16 protein-coding genes and 2 pseudogenes are annotated in these 14,719 nt (G+C 66.5%); 4 read left to right on the top strand and 14 right to left on the bottom strand.

The features are described from left to right. Together D3874_RS25075 and D3874_RS25070 are read right to left on the bottom strand one after the other, a co-directional pair. Window positions 1–325, bottom strand: a 325-nt coding sequence (locus tag D3874_RS25075) for a hypothetical protein (RefSeq protein ID WP_199699253.1), incomplete at its 3' end; no start/stop codon positions are given. 159 nt (window positions 326–484) lie between these two features. Beyond that, window positions 485–1,630 carry a WD40/YVTN/BNR-like repeat-containing protein gene (locus tag D3874_RS25070; protein WP_119781093.1) on the bottom strand — a complete coding sequence of 382 codons (1,146 nt, stop codon included), beginning with the start codon at window positions 1,628–1,630 and terminating at the stop codon, window positions 485–487. A gap of 360 nt (window positions 1,631–1,990) precedes the next feature. On the opposite strand from D3874_RS25070, the gene D3874_RS25065 reads away from it, so the two are divergent. Beyond that, entirely contained in the window at window positions 1,991–2,641 is a 651-nt protein-coding gene (locus D3874_RS25065) for a TetR/AcrR family transcriptional regulator (protein WP_119782088.1), read from the top strand. Between the two features lie 104 nt (window positions 2,642–2,745). On the opposite strand, the gene D3874_RS25060 is transcribed toward D3874_RS25065, so the two are convergent. Continuing rightward, window positions 2,746–3,204, bottom strand: a complete 459-nt coding sequence (locus D3874_RS25060) for a type IV secretion system DNA-binding domain-containing protein (RefSeq protein WP_119782086.1) — start codon at window positions 3,202–3,204, stop codon at window positions 2,746–2,748. Between the two features lie 63 nt (window positions 3,205–3,267). On the opposite strand from D3874_RS25060, the gene D3874_RS32260 reads away from it, so the two are divergent. The 3 genes from D3874_RS32260 to D3874_RS28205 are packed head-to-tail and all read left to right on the top strand — an operon-like array spanning window position 3,268 to window position 4,212. After that, window positions 3,268–3,549, top strand: coding sequence for a GSU2403 family nucleotidyltransferase fold protein (locus D3874_RS32260; protein ID WP_199699252.1), 282 nt, complete (start codon window positions 3,268–3,270; stop codon window positions 3,547–3,549). Window positions 3,550–3,577: 28 nt separating this feature from the next. Further along, complete coding sequence (locus D3874_RS25050) at window positions 3,578–4,015, top strand: hypothetical protein (RefSeq protein WP_119782084.1); 438 nt, start codon at window positions 3,578–3,580, stop codon at window positions 4,013–4,015. Beyond that, window positions 4,012–4,212, top strand: a complete 201-nt coding sequence (locus tag D3874_RS28205) for a hypothetical protein (protein ID WP_147385857.1) — start codon at window positions 4,012–4,014, stop codon at window positions 4,210–4,212. Before D3874_RS25050 ends, D3874_RS28205 begins: the two co-directional genes overlap by 4 nt. 37 nt (window positions 4,213–4,249) lie before the next feature. Here D3874_RS28205 and D3874_RS25045 read toward each other — a convergent pair. The 11 genes and pseudogenes from D3874_RS25045 to D3874_RS25000 all read right to left on the bottom strand — a co-directional run bounded on the left by D3874_RS25045 (window position 4,250) and on the right by D3874_RS25000 (window position 14,672). Further along, a pseudogene (locus tag D3874_RS25045) lies at window positions 4,250–5,206 on the bottom strand (IS630 family transposase). A gap of 76 nt (window positions 5,207–5,282) precedes the next feature. After that, on the bottom strand, window positions 5,283–6,359 hold the full coding sequence (locus tag D3874_RS25040; RefSeq protein WP_147385856.1) for an MHYT domain-containing protein: 1,077 nt from the start codon (window positions 6,357–6,359) through the stop codon (window positions 5,283–5,285). Between the two features lie 297 nt (window positions 6,360–6,656). Then, the gene (gene moaA, locus D3874_RS25035) at window positions 6,657–7,685 is read right to left on the bottom strand and encodes a GTP 3',8-cyclase MoaA (protein WP_119782080.1); all 1,029 of its coding nucleotides are present in this window, start codon (window positions 7,683–7,685) and stop codon (window positions 6,657–6,659) included. Window positions 7,686–7,785: 100 nt separating this feature from the next. Then, window positions 7,786–8,130, bottom strand: a complete 345-nt coding sequence (locus D3874_RS32255) for an OmpW/AlkL family protein (RefSeq protein ID WP_456306455.1) — start codon at window positions 8,128–8,130, stop codon at window positions 7,786–7,788. A 41-nt stretch (window positions 8,131–8,171) separates the two neighbouring features. Next, window positions 8,172–8,390: pseudogene (locus tag D3874_RS32250) on the bottom strand (OmpW family outer membrane protein); the annotation flags it as partial. 124 nt (window positions 8,391–8,514) lie between these two features. Further along, window positions 8,515–9,981, bottom strand: a complete 1,467-nt coding sequence (locus tag D3874_RS25025) for an NTP transferase domain-containing protein (RefSeq protein WP_233560154.1) — start codon at window positions 9,979–9,981, stop codon at window positions 8,515–8,517. Between the two features lie 139 nt (window positions 9,982–10,120). After that, on the bottom strand, window positions 10,121–11,098 hold the full coding sequence (locus tag D3874_RS25020; protein ID WP_119782078.1) for an XdhC family protein: 978 nt from the start codon (window positions 11,096–11,098) through the stop codon (window positions 10,121–10,123). Between the two features lie 43 nt (window positions 11,099–11,141). Then, window positions 11,142–11,708 carry a CoxG family protein gene (locus tag D3874_RS25015; protein WP_233560152.1) on the bottom strand — a complete coding sequence of 189 codons (567 nt, stop codon included), beginning with the start codon at window positions 11,706–11,708 and terminating at the stop codon, window positions 11,142–11,144. A 7-nt stretch (window positions 11,709–11,715) separates the two neighbouring features. Further along, complete coding sequence (locus D3874_RS25010; RefSeq protein WP_119782074.1) at window positions 11,716–12,555, bottom strand: XdhC family protein; 840 nt, start codon at window positions 12,553–12,555, stop codon at window positions 11,716–11,718. A 16-nt stretch (window positions 12,556–12,571) separates the two neighbouring features. Continuing rightward, window positions 12,572–13,789, bottom strand: coding sequence for a vWA domain-containing protein (locus D3874_RS25005; RefSeq protein WP_119782072.1), 1,218 nt, complete (start codon window positions 13,787–13,789; stop codon window positions 12,572–12,574). A gap of 4 nt (window positions 13,790–13,793) precedes the next feature. Continuing rightward, window positions 13,794–14,672, bottom strand: coding sequence for an AAA family ATPase (locus D3874_RS25000; protein ID WP_119782070.1), 879 nt, complete (start codon window positions 14,670–14,672; stop codon window positions 13,794–13,796). Window positions 14,673–14,719: the final 47 nt, after the last annotated feature.

Here is a 14,719-nt window from a genome sequence, read left to right as displayed (position 1 = left end):
ATCGGCCTCTCGTCGTCCGATACCAGCAGGCCGGGTACTGGGCCTCACGCCGCTTCGAAGTTCGCCAATCCGTGGGCGAACGGGGCAGATCGGGCCAGGCAATGGCATTGATGTCGATCCGGCCGGCCGAGCCCACGATCGCCTTGGTCTTGCGCAGGGTCAGCGCCTGCACCAGATGGCGCTGCACGGACGGGTGGAAGTAGATCTCGTCGGCCACCCGCTTGTAGGCGGTCATGAATTTTTCGTTGTAGATGGTGCCTTCGGTATTCTCGACCATGATCAAGGTCGTGTTGGCACCGCCGAACTGCGCCCCGAATTTGGCCATCAGTTCCACGTTGGGATGATGAATTGGCAGCATCGCCTCGAGCACGACCTCAGCGACAGGCTCGAAACGACATGTAGCCGAGGAAGGCGGTCAGCAGGAAGAAGCAGGACGCGATCAACGATGCGCGCCGACCCACGATTGAGGAAATTTTGTTGGCAATCATTGGGTCACCCGATCGCTCGCGGTCGTGGTTTGGGCCGTAACCGGCCCGGTGGCTGCAGGGTTGAAGGTCCCGTTTGCGCGGTCTGCAACCAGAATTGCACCGCCCTGCCCGACCGCGATGGCCCGGCCGCTCGCGCCGATGGCGACCCCGCCAATCCAGGCGTAAGTCAGTGCAAAGGCTTCCGTGACTTTCGCCGGCAGGAACTGACCATTGCGGAGGGTCAGCAGCAAACCATTGCCGCCGATCAGCCCCTCCGTGCCATCCCGCGAAAGGGCGACCGAGAGGAGATGCTGGGTGGTCCCCAAGGGGACCAAGGTAGCCGACCAGCCGTCCGCTTCTGAATTGGCCAGTCGCACCAGCGTGCCATTGAGGCCGACGGCGTAGCCCGTGTTGCCGGCGACGGCGACGCCGAGAAATGTCGGAAACTGTCCGGCGGAGATCACGGACCAGGTGGTTCCGCCATCATGGGTTTCGGCGATGACGCCAAATTCGCCCACGGTCAGCGCATGGGCCGCGTCGATGGCGGCCACGCCGCTGAGGCGAGGCTTGTCACGGCCGGTATAGTTGGCGAGTTCCTGCCGCGACCAGGTGGCACCGCCGTCGCCGGTCTTCAGGATCACACCATCATGGCCGACCGCCCACCCGACCTGAGGCGTGGCGAAGGCGATGTCCCTGAGATAGAGGCCCGGCTCGTCATGCACGGTACGCCAACCGCGGGCATCGGCATCCGCCTCGAGGATCTTGCCGACATGGCTGACCGCAAAGACATGGTGATCCGATGTGGTCGCCACGCGGCGGAGCATATCTTCGGTACCGCTCGGCTCGGCGGCCCAGGTGGCTCCGCCGTCGACCGAGAGGCGGACTGCCCCGTGATAGCCGGTTGCGATTGCCGTCGATTGATCCAGCAGCACGACACCAAAGAGCGGATCGGGATATAGCCTGGCCGGCGCTGCCCCATCGGCAATGGCAGTGCGAGAGGAAGCATGGGTGACCAGGATCGCGCAGGCCAAGGCCGTGGCCATGAGGAGACGTTTCGTCAGGGCGACACCGAAACCGGCGGCGCCTCGTTCGTCCTTCCTCCGGGCGGCCACGGAAAGGCCTGTATCGCCCAATATCGGCTGCCGCAGCAGATCACGTTGCATTCCTGTGCGTCCCCACCAGATGCGGCGTCATGCACCGCTCATTTATTGAACCGAACGCTCGGTTAATTCATAATTGGGTGGCAGGCGGGACCTGCCGGTACTCGAACCGGCAGTACAGCGATCGCCTCGAAAATGAGGAAAAGCCTCTGCATGCCGCAACGGCAGTTTGTCGACCGATCGTTCAATCCGAAAGTATGAGAAATGAAAAAAGACATATGCTTTTTGGGAATGAATGACCCGGCGCGTGGAAAATCGCGATCGCGCAGGCGGTGCGATCGCCCTCTGGGGCTACAGCAACACTTTTTGATTGCACTCTATCTTCGAAACAATTTAGCGGCAGAAATGAAGGAATGAAAAGAAATGGCAAGGCCAAGGTCGGATGACTATGACGAAAAGCGCCAAAATATCATTGACGAATCATCGAAATTGTTTGCGACGGTCGGATTTGGAACGGCCTCCATTTCGATGATCGCCAGCAAATGCGGGATCAGCAAAGCGCTTATCTACCATTATTATAAGGATAAGACGCAAATATTATTTGACATGCTCAAGAATCATGTCGATGAATTAAATCATCTTATTTCTGAAGCGCTGGAAAAAGATTTAAATCCCGAGGAAAAATTGAAATTCGTAACGTCACTTCTCATGGACATTTACATGAGAACACGTGACAGGCACATAGTATTGATGAACGAAATCCACTCACTTGCGCCGGATGAACAAGAATACCTAAAGAAATCTCAGGGCGAGATGATTCATGGTTTCTCCGAGCTCATAGCCGACCTGCATGGGAGCAAATACCTCAAATCCGCGGGCACCAAGACGGCAGTCGGCATGATGCTGCTGGGCAGCCTGAACTGGACCTACACATGGTTCCGGGAGGGCGGCGCCATGTCCGCCGAGCAATATGCCGAGGTGCTGAGCGAGATCTTCCTGAGCGGCATCCAGAGCAAGAAGCTGGCGCAGCTCACGCGAAATGGCTCGAAGGCGAGTGGTGCAAAGACGAAATAGCCATGAGCGCGTCCTGTCGTCGCGTTGAGGGCGGAGGCTGGACGGCCTGTAGAGGTGTAGAGCGCGCCCGGGCGCGCAGTGGGCCAGTCGCCCGGCGACTGAATTTAGGTGGCAAGGCGGACGCTTCCGTTGGGCCGCCCCCACATCGATCGGCCGAACTGTGCCTCGAACCATTCCGCTGTGGTACGCTCCGGCGCACGGAACAGCACCTTGGTTTGTATCAGGCCCAGGACGGCCTTGTTGCCCTGCTCGCCATAACGCTTCTTGAGCTGGGAGAGCTGCTGCATCGTGGCGAACACGCTGGCGCCGTACTTGCCGCCGTCCGCCATGATCGACTCCAGCATCGGGATTTCCTGAAGCGACGGCCACTCATCCAGCATGATGATGAAGATCCGGCGCCTGCGATCGGGTGTCAGGGACAGGATCGTGCTGCACACACAGTCGATAAAGCAGGTGACCAGCAGCCGAAGGATGTCCATCTGTGTCGCATGCGCGGCCAGGAGCAGCCAGGGCTGCCGTCCTTTGCGCTTGTCCTCGCGCGACATGACCAAGATCGCCTTCATGAGGGCGGCGACTGCTAGTTTCTTCCGCTTGCGGGACGTGTTTGTCGCTACGGTGGCATACCAGTGCTACTCGGCTGTGCATCACGGTCGGGCCATCTGGTCGAATTCCTGACACCGAACCGTGGCTCTGACGATTGTTCCGGCCGGCCGACCACCATGCCGGCACTCGGTGGGGCAACCGCGCAGCCGCTGTGGTTTCTCAATTTCCTGATCCATCAGCCCATCACGGAACAGCAAAGAGCCGGAGGGATCTGGCGCAGGCGGCCACGATCCTGGATACCATGCTCGAGCAGCGGCGAGCGGAAGATCTGGCTGATGCCTTCAGGCCGGCGATGCTGGTCTTGATTCGTGTGAGATGAGGGCGGGCGGGGTGATGGCGGAAGAGGTGCAACTGCGCGATAAGCTGCGCAAGATCGAGGCGCTGTTCGCCGGCGCGGGAACCGCCGGCGAGAAGATCGCGGCGGAAGCGGCACTTCAACGCATCCAGACGCGGCTGGCTGAACTCGAGCGCAGCGATGAACTCATCGAGATGCAATTCTCCTTGCCCGACCAGTGGGCACGCCGCCTCTTTCTGGCGCTGTGCCGGCGCTATGGATTGAAACCGTATCGGCTCCACAGGCAGCGTCTCACGACCGTCATGCTGCGCGTACCGAAACGCTTCCTCGACCAGGTCCTGTGGCCCGAGTTCCAGGAACTCAACGCCGCCCTCATGCAATATCTCAACGATGTGACGATCCGCGTTATTAAAGACAGCGTCCACCGCGATGTCAGCGAAGCAGCCGAAACCCCGCAGGCGCTGCCGGCCCGATGACCCAAAGCCTCAACCGCGGCATCCGCCGGATGCTTACCCTGGTGCGCCCCGGACAACAAAAAACCGACACCCCCGTGGGAATGTCGGTCTCGTTGATTGGCTGCGGGGCGCGCAACCGACGAGGCTGCAACTCGGCGGACGATATTCTTGTCTGGTTCATTTCTCCCCGGCCCTCGCCTTCGGATGACGACGCCTGAGGCGCTAACCGGGTCTGTGATCTAGAGCATCGCGCGTTTAATCTGACGCATACCCTGCGGCCTTGAGATAACTGGCGCATTCCTCGGGCGAATAGAGGCCGCAGATATCGCCGACGGCCCGCCAGAGGGCATCGAGGGTTCTGGCGCCGATGCGCCGCAGATGGGCTTGAGCTTGGCGAAGGCCATCTCGATCGGGTTGAGGTCGGGGCTGTAGGGCGGCAGGAACAGGAACCAGGCGCCACGAGCCTTGAGGCTGGCCTGGGCCTTTTCGCTTTTGTGGCTGGAGAGGTTGTCGAGGATCACGACGTCGCCGGGATTGAGTGTTGGCGCGAGCTGGGTCTCGACATAGGTCTCGAAGCTCGCCCGGTTCATTGCCCCGTCGATCAGCCAGGGCGCGGTGAGGCCATCGCTGCGCAGCGCGGCGATGAAGGTCTGGGTCTTCCAGTGGCCGAAGGGCGCGCGGGCTTTCAGCCGTGCCCCGCGCCGTGCCCGGCCACGCAGCCGGGTCATCTTGGTCGTGGTCGCGGTCTCGTCGATGAAGACCAGCCGGTGTGACTGCTCGCGCAGACGCGGCTGCCGGTAGACCCGCCAAGTCCGGCGTTCGTCATGAACCTCCTCGCGTCCGCACTCCATGGCCAGCAGGGTTTTTTTTGACGCTGAACCCGGCCGCCAGCAGCACCCGTGACAAGGACGCAGGATGGGCCGTCACCCCGGCGACCGCCTTCAGCCGCTGGGCCAACTCGGGCATCGTGATGTCGGGCTCGGCCTCGACCCACCCGATCAGCATCGCCTGATGCGGCGCGAGTTTGCCGCCGCCGGGCGGGCGGCCCTGACGGACCGGCGCCACCGAGCCCGTCGCTGCCACATGCTGCGCCAGCTTCACGGCGCAACTCGGGCTCACGCCAAAGCGTCGCGCAGCGTCACGGCGCGAATGGCCCGCCGCCACATGGGCGTCAATCCGCGCCCGCAAATCAGTCGAATAGGCTTTTCCCATGATCCACCTCCAGGGAGGATGAATCACAATTTACCCGCCAGGGGAATCGCCTGATTCAGGTTTCTCGCGCGATGCTCTAGCCGTGAGACTCCATCAGCCGTTTCTTGACGGCTGAAAAGCGTCCGCGCGCCACCGGAATGATGTGGGGTACCTGGGCGTCGATCTCGGCAATGCCGCCGTCGCCTGCCCGGCGGACGGCTTCGATGCGGCTGATCGACACGATGTAACTACGGTGGACGCGCATGAACAGCGCAGGATCCAGCAGGGCCTCGATCTCGCCGATCGTGCTCTGGCAGAAGAATTCCTGCTCGCCGTCCGAGACCAGGGTGTAGTGCCCATTGGCCCGCACGAAGGCGATGCTCGACACCGCCAGCCGGTGGTTGCGGTTGTCTTTCTGCACCTCGACCTGGCGCGCAAAAGCCGCTTCCGGCGGCAGCGATTTTTCCTCCCCCCCGGCGGATGCGCCCGAGGCGACGGGCGCCGGGGCGCCTTCTTGCGGCGCATCGGCCGGCGGGGGCGCTGCGTCGGCGGCCGGCGCGGCCGGTTGTTCCCGCTCGAGCTGGCGATCGGGCGTCAGCGACAGCAGGAACCCGCCGGAAATGAGGAAGGAGACCACCGCGACCACGATCGCCATGATGTCGTGCGGCATCACCGGATCGGTCGGGGCCGACAGGCCCAGGGGGATCGCCGTCAGCCCCGCCATGGCGGTGTAGTGCATGCCGGAAATGGCGAGGCCGAGAATCGCCGCCGACGCGCCGCGGCGCGAGGCCTCCGGCCTCAGGCCCTCGATCTGCCACAGGCCGAGGCCGCTGGCCACGATGGCAACCAGGGTCGAGGCGACGACATAGACCGGCGAATGCTGCAATTCACAACCATTGATCGCCGACATGCCCACATAGTGCATCGTGGCGATACCTGCCCCCATCGCCACGGCGCCGCCGACGATGCGCACGACCTTGGGGCGGGAGGTGTGGACGATCAATACCCCCGCGCCGACGACTAGCACGCAAATCAGCAGGGAGACCAGGGTCGGCAGAACTCGGAAGCCGACCATCACGGGAAACCGCGCCGCCAGCATGCCGACGAAATGCATCGACCAGATGCTGACAGCCAGCGTCATGGCCGCCGCGGCCAGGATCAGTCGGCGGCGCATGCCGCGCACGCGGTCCCCCTCGTCCGCAAGAAGCAGGCTGACGTAGCTGCCTTGGGCTGCAATGATCAACGACAGAGCAACGAGCCAAGGACTGTGGGTAATCACCCCATCCTCCCGAGATTTCTTCCCGACGATTTCTTAAGCCGTCCGTCAACCGGCGCTATTTTAGCACTAGAATCGCATACGCGCCGCTTCGGTCAACCATGACATGTTTTGGCCTGTCACCGGTGTTGGCCCGTCGCCGGGCAATGCCGTCCGGCGACAGGCCGCTGGCACCGCGGCGAACGATAGAGCGGATCAGCCGCCGGTCATGCTCATGTGGCGCGCGACCGCCGGGGCCCGATGGTCGCGGTCGATCACGAAATCGTGGCCCCTGGGCTTGCGGGCGATCGCCGCGCGGATGGCGGCTTCCAGGCCCCGGTCGTCGGTCCCGGCGCGCAGCAGGTCGCGGAAATCGAACCGGTCCTCCTGCCCCAGGCACAGATAGAGCGAGCCGGTGCAGGTCAGGCGCACACGGTTACACGATTCGCAGAAATTGTGCGTGAGCGGGGTGATGAAGCCGATCCGGCCGCCGGTTTCGACAGCCGTGACGTAGCGGGCGGGACCGCCCGTGCGGTGGGGGCTTTCGGCCAGGGTGAAGTGCCCGTCGAGCATCTGCCGGACCCGGGTCAGCGGCAGGTAATGGTCGGTCCGGTCGCCGTCGATGTCGCCCAAGGGCATGGTTTCGATGAAGGTGATGTCATGCCCCCGGGCATGAGCCCACGCCACCATGGGCACCAACTCGTCCTCGTTGAGGCCACGCAGGGCAACCACATTGAGTTTCACGGCAAGCCCGGCGGCCTTGGCCGCCTCGATGCCTTCCAACACCGCGGCCAGCCGGCCGCGCCGGGTGATTTGCGCGAACCGGTCAGGGTCCAGGCTGTCGAGGCTGACGTTGACGCGCCGCACCCCGGCCGCCGCCAGCCCTTCGGCATGGCGGGCGAGCTGGCTGCCGTTGGTGGTCAAGGTCAACTCGTCGATCGCCCCGCTTTTCAGATGGCGCCCCAGGGCGTCGACGAGCAGCAGGATATCGCGCCGCACCAGCGGCTCGCCGCCGGTCAGGCGCAGCCGGCGCACGCCCAGCCGGATGAAGGCGGCACACAGGCGGTCGAGTTCATCGAACGTCAGCACCTCCGCCCGGGGCAGGAACTGCATTGCTTCCGCCATGCAGTAGAGGCAGCGGAAATCGCAGCGGTCGGTGACGGAAACGCGCAGGTAGGTGATCGTCCGACTGTAGGAATCGACCAGGGTCGCCGGCGGGCGCCCCCGGTTTTTGGGATCTGGCATGTTTCATTCCATCGTTGCCGGCCTGGTCGGCCGGCGATCATTCGCGCGTCGAGGGCATCAGTCAGGTGTGCGTGGCCGGCGGCGCCCGCCGGCCACGTCCTCAGAAGCGGTAACCGACGCCGACGCCGATCAGCAGCGGGTTGATATCGACATCGGCACGGATGGCGGCGGCACCCGTCAGCCCGCGCACGGTGACATCGGTCGACAGGAATATCTGCTTGACGTCGACGTTCAAGGCCCAGTGGTCGGCGAGCGCGATATCGATGCCCGCCTGCAGGGCCCAGCCGAAATTGTTCTCGTAGTCGACCGAGACTCCGTTCGGCTCATCCTTGCCGTAGAAGATCGTGTAGTTGACGCCGGCCCCGACATAGGGGCGGATCTTGCCTTCGGGGGCAAAGTGATATTGCACCAGAAGGGTCGGCGGCAGCAGCCAGACATCGCCCAGGTCGGTCTTGGGCCGAGAACGGTATCGGTCGCCGCCGCACTGTGCGGCGTGGTGCCGAGGATCAGCTCGACGCCGACATTCGGCAGCAGGAAATAGGTGATATCGAGTTCCGGCACCACCGAATCGTCGATCGAGACGTCGCCCGCGAGCGGACCGACCGTATCCAGCCGCAGGTCCCCGCTCTCCTGGGGCAGCACGGCCAGGACCCGGCCGCGGACCAGCCACGGACTCTGCTCCGCCGCCTGCACCGTGTTTATCATGCCAAGCGTCGCGACGATCGCGCACGCCAGTAAAAGCACCCTCTTGATCATTGAGTCCTCCCGATTTCTCTCTTGTGGTCCGGTTACGCACTGCCCTTCGCTCGGCGAAGCTCGTCGATCACTGTCATGCACTGGCTGCCGCCGTGAATTCCGCCGCCGTGTCGAGGTCGAGCAGCACCCCGTCGTCGGGCATCTCGATCTCCACGATCCAGGCCGGGTTGGCGACTGCGAGCAGGCGGGCGCCCTGGTCGCCCGCCAGTTCGGCCATGGCGGGGAAGAAGCTGCGCGCCCACAGGATCGGGTTGCCCCAGCGCCCGCCGGCTGTGGGGATCACGATCGCGCGGCTTTCGGCCGGGGCGAAGCCGGCGGCAAGGCGCCGCAGGTGTTCGCCTGAGACGCGCGGCATATCGCCCAGCAGCACAAAGGCCCCGTCGACGCCCTGATCGAGCGCCTCGATGCCGGTGCGCAGCGAGCTGGACAGGCCGCTGGCGAACCGCGGGTTGTGCACGAGCTTGACCGGGCGGCCAGCCAGAACCTGGCCGACCTGTTCGGCGCCATGGCCGGTGACCACCACCACCGGGTCCAGCCCGGCCTCCAGCGCCGCATCGACGCCGTGCAGGACCAGCGCTTTGCCGCCGAGATTCAGGGCCAGCTTGTTGGGGCCGCCCATGCGCGACGAGCGGCCGGCCGCCAGGACGATCGCCGCCAGGTGCGGCGCCCGGGCGACCGCGGCGGCTGCGCCGCGTGCCGCGCCACCGATCTCGACCTCCTTCAGCAGGCCGCCGACCCCCATGGCCGCGATGGCCGCACCGTCGATAGGCAGGCCGGCCGCCAGCCGCCGCAGGATGAAGTCAAAGCCGTTGAGCTTCAGGGTGCGGGCACAGCCCGGCACGCCGATCACGGGAATGCCTGCCAATTCGCCGGTCAGGAGCAGGTTGCCGGGATCGACCGGCATGCCGAAACGCTCGACCACGCCGCCGATCGCCGTGATCGCCGCCGGGATATGGTCGAGGCGGTCGATCACGGCATTGGCGCCGACCACCAGGATCAGGTCCGGCCGGGTGGCGGCCATCTCCTGCAAGGCCTCGGCCAGCACGGTCTGGTCATGGTCGACGGTGACGGTGGCGCCGATCCGCCCGTTCAGCGCCGCCATCCGCGCCGCCATGGCGTCGGCGGCCTTGGCCAGCACCGAGGCCTTGGTCGTCGGCTGCCGCGTGATGATCAGGCCGGCCTCGAGCGACCGGAACGGTGCCAGCGCCACCGCCGGCGCATTGCCCGCTGCCGCAACCGCCCGCTCGACGATGCGGCGCGGGACGGCAAACGGCATGATCTTGATCGTTGCCAGCATCTGGCGCGGGCTGACCATCTCGCCCGGCGGCAGCGTGGCGACGGTGATCGCTTCGTCCACCATGTTCACGGCGTTGATGCGGGCGGCGTCGATCACCGCGAGGCCGGCCGCCGCCGCATAGAGATTGGCGCGGCCGGTAAAGGCCGCCGCCTGGACCGCGCCCGGGCCGCACAGTGCTTCGGCGACCCGGCGGGCGGCCTCGTCCTCGGCAACGTCGTCGCCCTCCAGCCGCGCCGCGACCACCGTCTCGTGCTTGTCGGCGGCCAGGGCTGCAAGGTCGGCGGCCGACAGGCGCCGGCCTTTTTTCCAGGATTGGCCCCCACGACCCGGCTGTGGGCAAGGATGGCACCGGCCGCCTGGGCAAGGGGAATCGGGCCGAACTTCATGCCACCCTCCCGCATTGGACGGCCGTCATTTCAGCCAGGATCGAGATGGCGATCTGGGCCGGGCTGCGCGCGCCGATGTTGAGGCCGACCGGGCCGCGGATGCGCGCCAGCGCTGCCTCTTCGAAACCCGACAGGGCCAGGCGTTGGCGCCGCGCCGCCTGGGTCCGGACCGAGCCGAGGGCGCCGAGGTAGAACAGCGGCATCGGCAGGGCCGCGATCAGGGCGTCGTCGTCGATCTTGGGATCATGGGTCAGGGTGATCAGGGCGGTGCGGCTATCCAGCGCCAGATCCGGCAGGATCTCGGCCGGCCAACCGATCTCCAGGGCGGCCCCGGCAAAACGCTCGGCCCGGGCGAAGGCACGGCGCGGATCGATGATGGTGACCGCATAACCGGCCAGCGCCGCCATGTGGGTGAGCGGCTCGGCAAGGTGAACCGCGCCGACCAGGACCAGACGCAGGGGCGGGTTGAAAGGATTGCGGAAGATCCGCCCATCCTCGCTCAGGCCCGCCTGGTCGCGGTTCAATACCGTCGCGGCCGCGGCGTCGCCCTCGGGAAAGCGCAGCGTCTGAAGGCCGGTATCGAGATCGGTTTCCCGCACCACCGCGCGCTTGTGGGCGACCGCGCCGAGCAATTGCGCCAGGGCGGCGCCCGGCTGGACCGGCTCGACCAGGACGCGGATACGGCCCCCGCAGGCCAGGCCGGCCGCCCAGGCATCGGCATTGGCGACACCAAAGGACAGAACACGGTGCCGCTCGTCGTCCATGGCCTCGTGCGCGGCCTCGATGACCGCGCGCTCGACACAGCCACCCGAGACCGAGCCGACGAAGGTGCCGGCCCGGCTGGCCGCGAGCAGGCTGCCGGCCGGCCGCGGGGCGGAACCCCAGGTCTCGATCACCGTGGCCAGCGCGGCGATCCCGTCCTTTTCCGCCCAGCGGACGGCGTGACCCAGGATGTCGTCCCGATCCGTGATCATGACGGCCTGCCGCGCGCGCTGGTGATGGCTTCGGCCATGATCGTCAGCCGGCCGGATTGCCGGTCGGCTTGGACGTGCCGCCGCCCAATAGGCGCCTGATGCCGCGCACCAGGGCCTTGATCAGGCGCCAGATGAACGGGCCCCGGGCTTCGCGGATCGCCAGCACCTCGGCGGTGGGCGGGGCAACGATGTCGCCCAGCTTCTCGAAAAAGTCGTCCGCCAGCTTCTTGGCGGTGGCATCGATGAGCCGCGCCCCAAGCTGGGCGAGCTTGCCGCTCACCTCGGCATTGACCGCGTAGTTGAGGACCGTGGCGCCGCCTTCGCGCACCAGCCAGACTTTGGCACCACCCCTGGCCTGGCCCGCCGACCCGCCGTTGCCCTCGCCCTTGATCGTATAGCCGTTGGGCGGATTGATGTCCGAGAGGGTGACCGCGCCCTTGAACGAGGTCTTCACCGGGCCGATGCGCAGGGTGACCAGGGCTTCCAGGTTGGTGGGGCTCACCCGGGTGATCGACTCGCAGCCGGGGATGCACTGCCGCAGCACCTCGGTATCGTTGAGGGCCTCCCAGACGGCTTGCTGCGGGGCGTTGACGCGTTGAGCACCGATCATTTCCATTTCAGTTGGTGTCCTTCTTCTGTTGGCTCGGTTGGGGTAGAGGCCCGCGGCGGCGGATCGCGATCACCTCCGCCAGGATCGACAGGGCAATTTCCTCGGGCGTAACGGCACCGATATCGAGACCGGCCGGGGCCTTGATCGCGGCCAGGCTTTCCTCGGCGATGCCGGCGCCGCGCAGGTCCTCGAGCAGGCTGGCGATCTTGCGCCGGGAGCCGACGAAGGCCAGGTATGGCGCCTTGCCCGCGACGGCGGCGGTCAATGCCGCCAGATCCCCGGCGCTCTGGGTCGAGACGACGAGGAAGCGGGGGCCGCTCGACGGCGGCAGGTCGAAGCCATCGATCAGATGGTCGGCGGCGGCAAGCTCGCCGTGGCTGCGGGCGGGGGCGGCGGCAGTCACCCGGAAGCCGAACTGCCCGGCGGTCGCGACCAGCACCCGCGCCACCGGCGAGGCGCCCAGCACCACCAGTTGGGGCCGCGGCAGAACGGGTTCGACGAAAATATCCATCGTGCCCTGGCTGGGGCACATGTTGTGGGCGTAACGGACCCCGTCGCGGGTTTCGCCGTTGCGCACGCCGATCTCGTGCAGCATGTCGTCGGGCTGGATCGAGACCAGGCGCGGGCAGCCGTCGGCCAGGGCCTCCCGGGCGGCCGAAAGCGTGGCACCCCGCGCGCAACCGCCGCCGACCCAGCCGGCAGCGACCGTGCCGTCGCCCAGGATCAGTGCCTTGGCCCCGGCCTTGGCCGCAGTCACCGACGCGGTGCGAACCACGGTCGCCACGGCAAACGGCGTCTCACGCGCCTGCAGGTCATGCATCAGGTCGAGGACGTCGGGCGTCGTCATCGGGCCAATCCTCCGGTCACAGCCGCGCCAGGTAGGGTTCGAGCGCCTCGAGGCTCTCGATACTGTGGGCCGGCGCGAAGAGATCGACATAGGGCAGCGCCGCCCGCATGCCCGCCGCCACGGGCTCGTAGCCGTGCCAGCCGATCATGGGGTTGAGCCAGGCGATCCGCCGGCAACGGCGGCGCAGTGCCGCCATCTCGCTTGCCAGTTGGGCGGGTTCGCCGGTGTCGTAACCGTCCGAGACGATCAGCACGGCGGTGCGGGAATGAATGATACGGGCGGCGTGCCAGCGGTTGAAGGTGGCGAGGCAGGCGCCGATCCTGGTGCCGCCGCCGACCCCCTGGGCCATCAGGCCGAGGCGGTCGACCGCCCGTTGCGGATCCTTTTCCCGCATGGCGTCGGTCACGTCGGCGAGGCGTGTGTGGAAGACGAAGGCCGCCGCCTGGCGGAAGCTGTCCAGCACGCCGTGCATGAAGCGGACGAAGACGGTCACATAGGGACTCATCGAGCCCGAGGCATCGAGCAGGATCACCAGTTTCAGCGGCTTGGTGCGGCGGCGGCGATAGACCAGTTCGAGCGGCAGGCCGCCGCGGGCGACGCTGCGATGCAGGCTGCGCCGCAGGTCGATCTTCGACCCGTTGCGCGCAACCTCGTGGCGGCGGGTCAGCCGGGCCCGCATCGCGGCGGCGAGGCGCCGCGCCAGGGCGTGAACCCGTTCCCGTTCCACCGGGTCGAGGATATGCCGGAAATCGGTGCGCGCCAGGCGTTCCTGGTCGGACGTGCCGCCCCGCTCGTGGCCCGCGGCCGGGGCGTCGTCACCCTCGCCATCCGGCCGTCGTTCGGTCCGCAGGATGGCATCGGTGCCGGACTCGGGGCCATCGTCGGCCGTCACCATCATGCGCGGCCCGCCGCGGCGCGGCCGCGGATCGGCGATCCTTGCACCATCGCGCAGGTGCCGGGCGAACCAATAGGCATCGAACAGGGCCGCGAATTTCTCCCAGTCCGAGCGGCGGGACGCCAGCAAGGCCCGCAAGCCCGCCAGCAGTGCCGCCCGGTTTCCCAGATCGGCGGCAGCAAGCAGCCGCAGGGCGTCGGCCGTCTCGCCCAGCCCGACCGCGAAGCCGTTGTCGCGCAGCACCTGGACGAAGCCGGAGAGCCGGCGCCTTATCAGCGCACCCGCGTCGACGGCCGGCGGCGCCTTGCCTTCTGATCGTTCGGTTGAACAGACGTCCATGGTCTCATGCCACCTTGTGAACCAGGCGTTCGACCACTTCGAGGCCGATCGCGGCGTGATCCTCGTGGGTCTTCAGCAGGGCGGTGAGCAGGTCGTAGACCGCCTCGGCGTCGCGGCGGATGTCGTCGATTCCCATGCCGGTTAGGGCGGCGACGAAATCGAGCGTCTCGGCGACGCCCGGCACCTTGCGCAGCTCTTCCTTGCGGATGGCCGCGACGAAGCGGGCCGCCTGCAATGCCAGGGTGGCATCGATGGCGGGCAGGCGCGCCTTGATGATGGCGGCCTCGCGATCGACGTCGGGGAAATCGACGAAATGGAACAGGCAGCGCCGGCGCAGCGCGTCCGACAGCTCCCGCGTGCCGTTCGAGGTCAGCACCACGCGCGGGATCGACCGCGCCTTGAGGGTGCCGAGTTCCGGGATGGTGACCTGGAAGTCGGACAGGACTTCGAGCAGCAGGGCCTCGAATTCCTCGTCCGCCCGGTCCACCTCGTCGATCAGCAGGACGATGGGGGTTTCACTGCGGATCGCGGCCAGGAGCGGGCGCTCGAGCAGATAGGCCTCGGAGAATATTTCCGCCTCGATCGCCGCGGCGGCCTGGCCGCTGGTCTCGCGCACCTTCAGCGCCAGGATCTGGCGCTGGTAGTTCCATTCGTAGAGGGCGGCGTTCTGGTCCAGCCCCTCGTAGCATTGCAGGCGGATCAGGTGGGCGCCGTGGACCTGCGCCAAGGCCTGGGCAACCGCGGTCTTGCCCACCCCGGCCGCCCCTTCGAGCAGCAACGGGCGCTGCAACAGATCCATCAGCCACAGCGCGGTGGCAAGGTCGCGATCGGCGACATAGCCGGCCTGGGCGAGGCGCTGGGAAATGGTGTTGCGGTCGGTCATCGTCACAGGTCGTCCAAAAAGAAGGCGCAGGTTTCCCGCGGGCGCAG

The organism is Oleomonas cavernae (assembly GCF_003590945.1).
Lineage (GTDB): Bacteria > Pseudomonadota > Alphaproteobacteria > Zavarziniales > Zavarziniaceae > Zavarzinia > Zavarzinia cavernae.
This window is presented reverse-complemented; position numbering and strand designations above follow the sequence as displayed.

Bases quoted from the DNA above. Each gene is read 5' to 3' on its own strand.
- D3874_RS25000 (WP_119782070.1), bottom strand. From the start codon at position 14,672: ATGACCGACCGCAACACCATTTCCCAGCGCCTCGCCCAGGCCGGCTAT.
- D3874_RS25040 (WP_147385856.1), bottom strand. From the start codon at position 6,359: ATGCGCCGCCGACTGATCCTGGCCGCGGCGGCCATGACGCTGGCTGTC.
- moaA (WP_119782080.1), bottom strand. From the start codon at position 7,685: ATGCCAGATCCCAAAAACCGGGGGCGCCCGCCGGCGACCCTGGTCGAT.
- D3874_RS25065 (WP_119782088.1), top strand. From the start codon at position 1,991: ATGGCAAGGCCAAGGTCGGATGACTATGACGAAAAGCGCCAAAATATC.
- D3874_RS25020 (WP_119782078.1), bottom strand. From the start codon at position 11,098: ATGATCACGGATCGGGACGACATCCTGGGTCACGCCGTCCGCTGGGCG.
- D3874_RS25015 (WP_233560152.1), bottom strand. From the start codon at position 11,708: ATGATCGGTGCTCAACGCGTCAACGCCCCGCAGCAAGCCGTCTGGGAG.
- D3874_RS25070 (WP_119781093.1), bottom strand. From the start codon at position 1,630: ATGCAACGTGATCTGCTGCGGCAGCCGATATTGGGCGATACAGGCCTT.
- D3874_RS25010 (WP_119782074.1), bottom strand. From the start codon at position 12,555: ATGACGACGCCCGACGTCCTCGACCTGATGCATGACCTGCAGGCGCGT.
- D3874_RS28205 (WP_147385857.1), top strand. From the start codon at position 4,012: ATGACCCAAAGCCTCAACCGCGGCATCCGCCGGATGCTTACCCTGGTG.
- D3874_RS25005 (WP_119782072.1), bottom strand. From the start codon at position 13,789: ATGGACGTCTGTTCAACCGAACGATCAGAAGGCAAGGCGCCGCCGGCC.
- D3874_RS25050 (WP_119782084.1), top strand. From the start codon at position 3,578: ATGGCGGAAGAGGTGCAACTGCGCGATAAGCTGCGCAAGATCGAGGCG.
- D3874_RS25060 (WP_119782086.1), bottom strand. From the start codon at position 3,204: ATGAAGGCGATCTTGGTCATGTCGCGCGAGGACAAGCGCAAAGGACGG.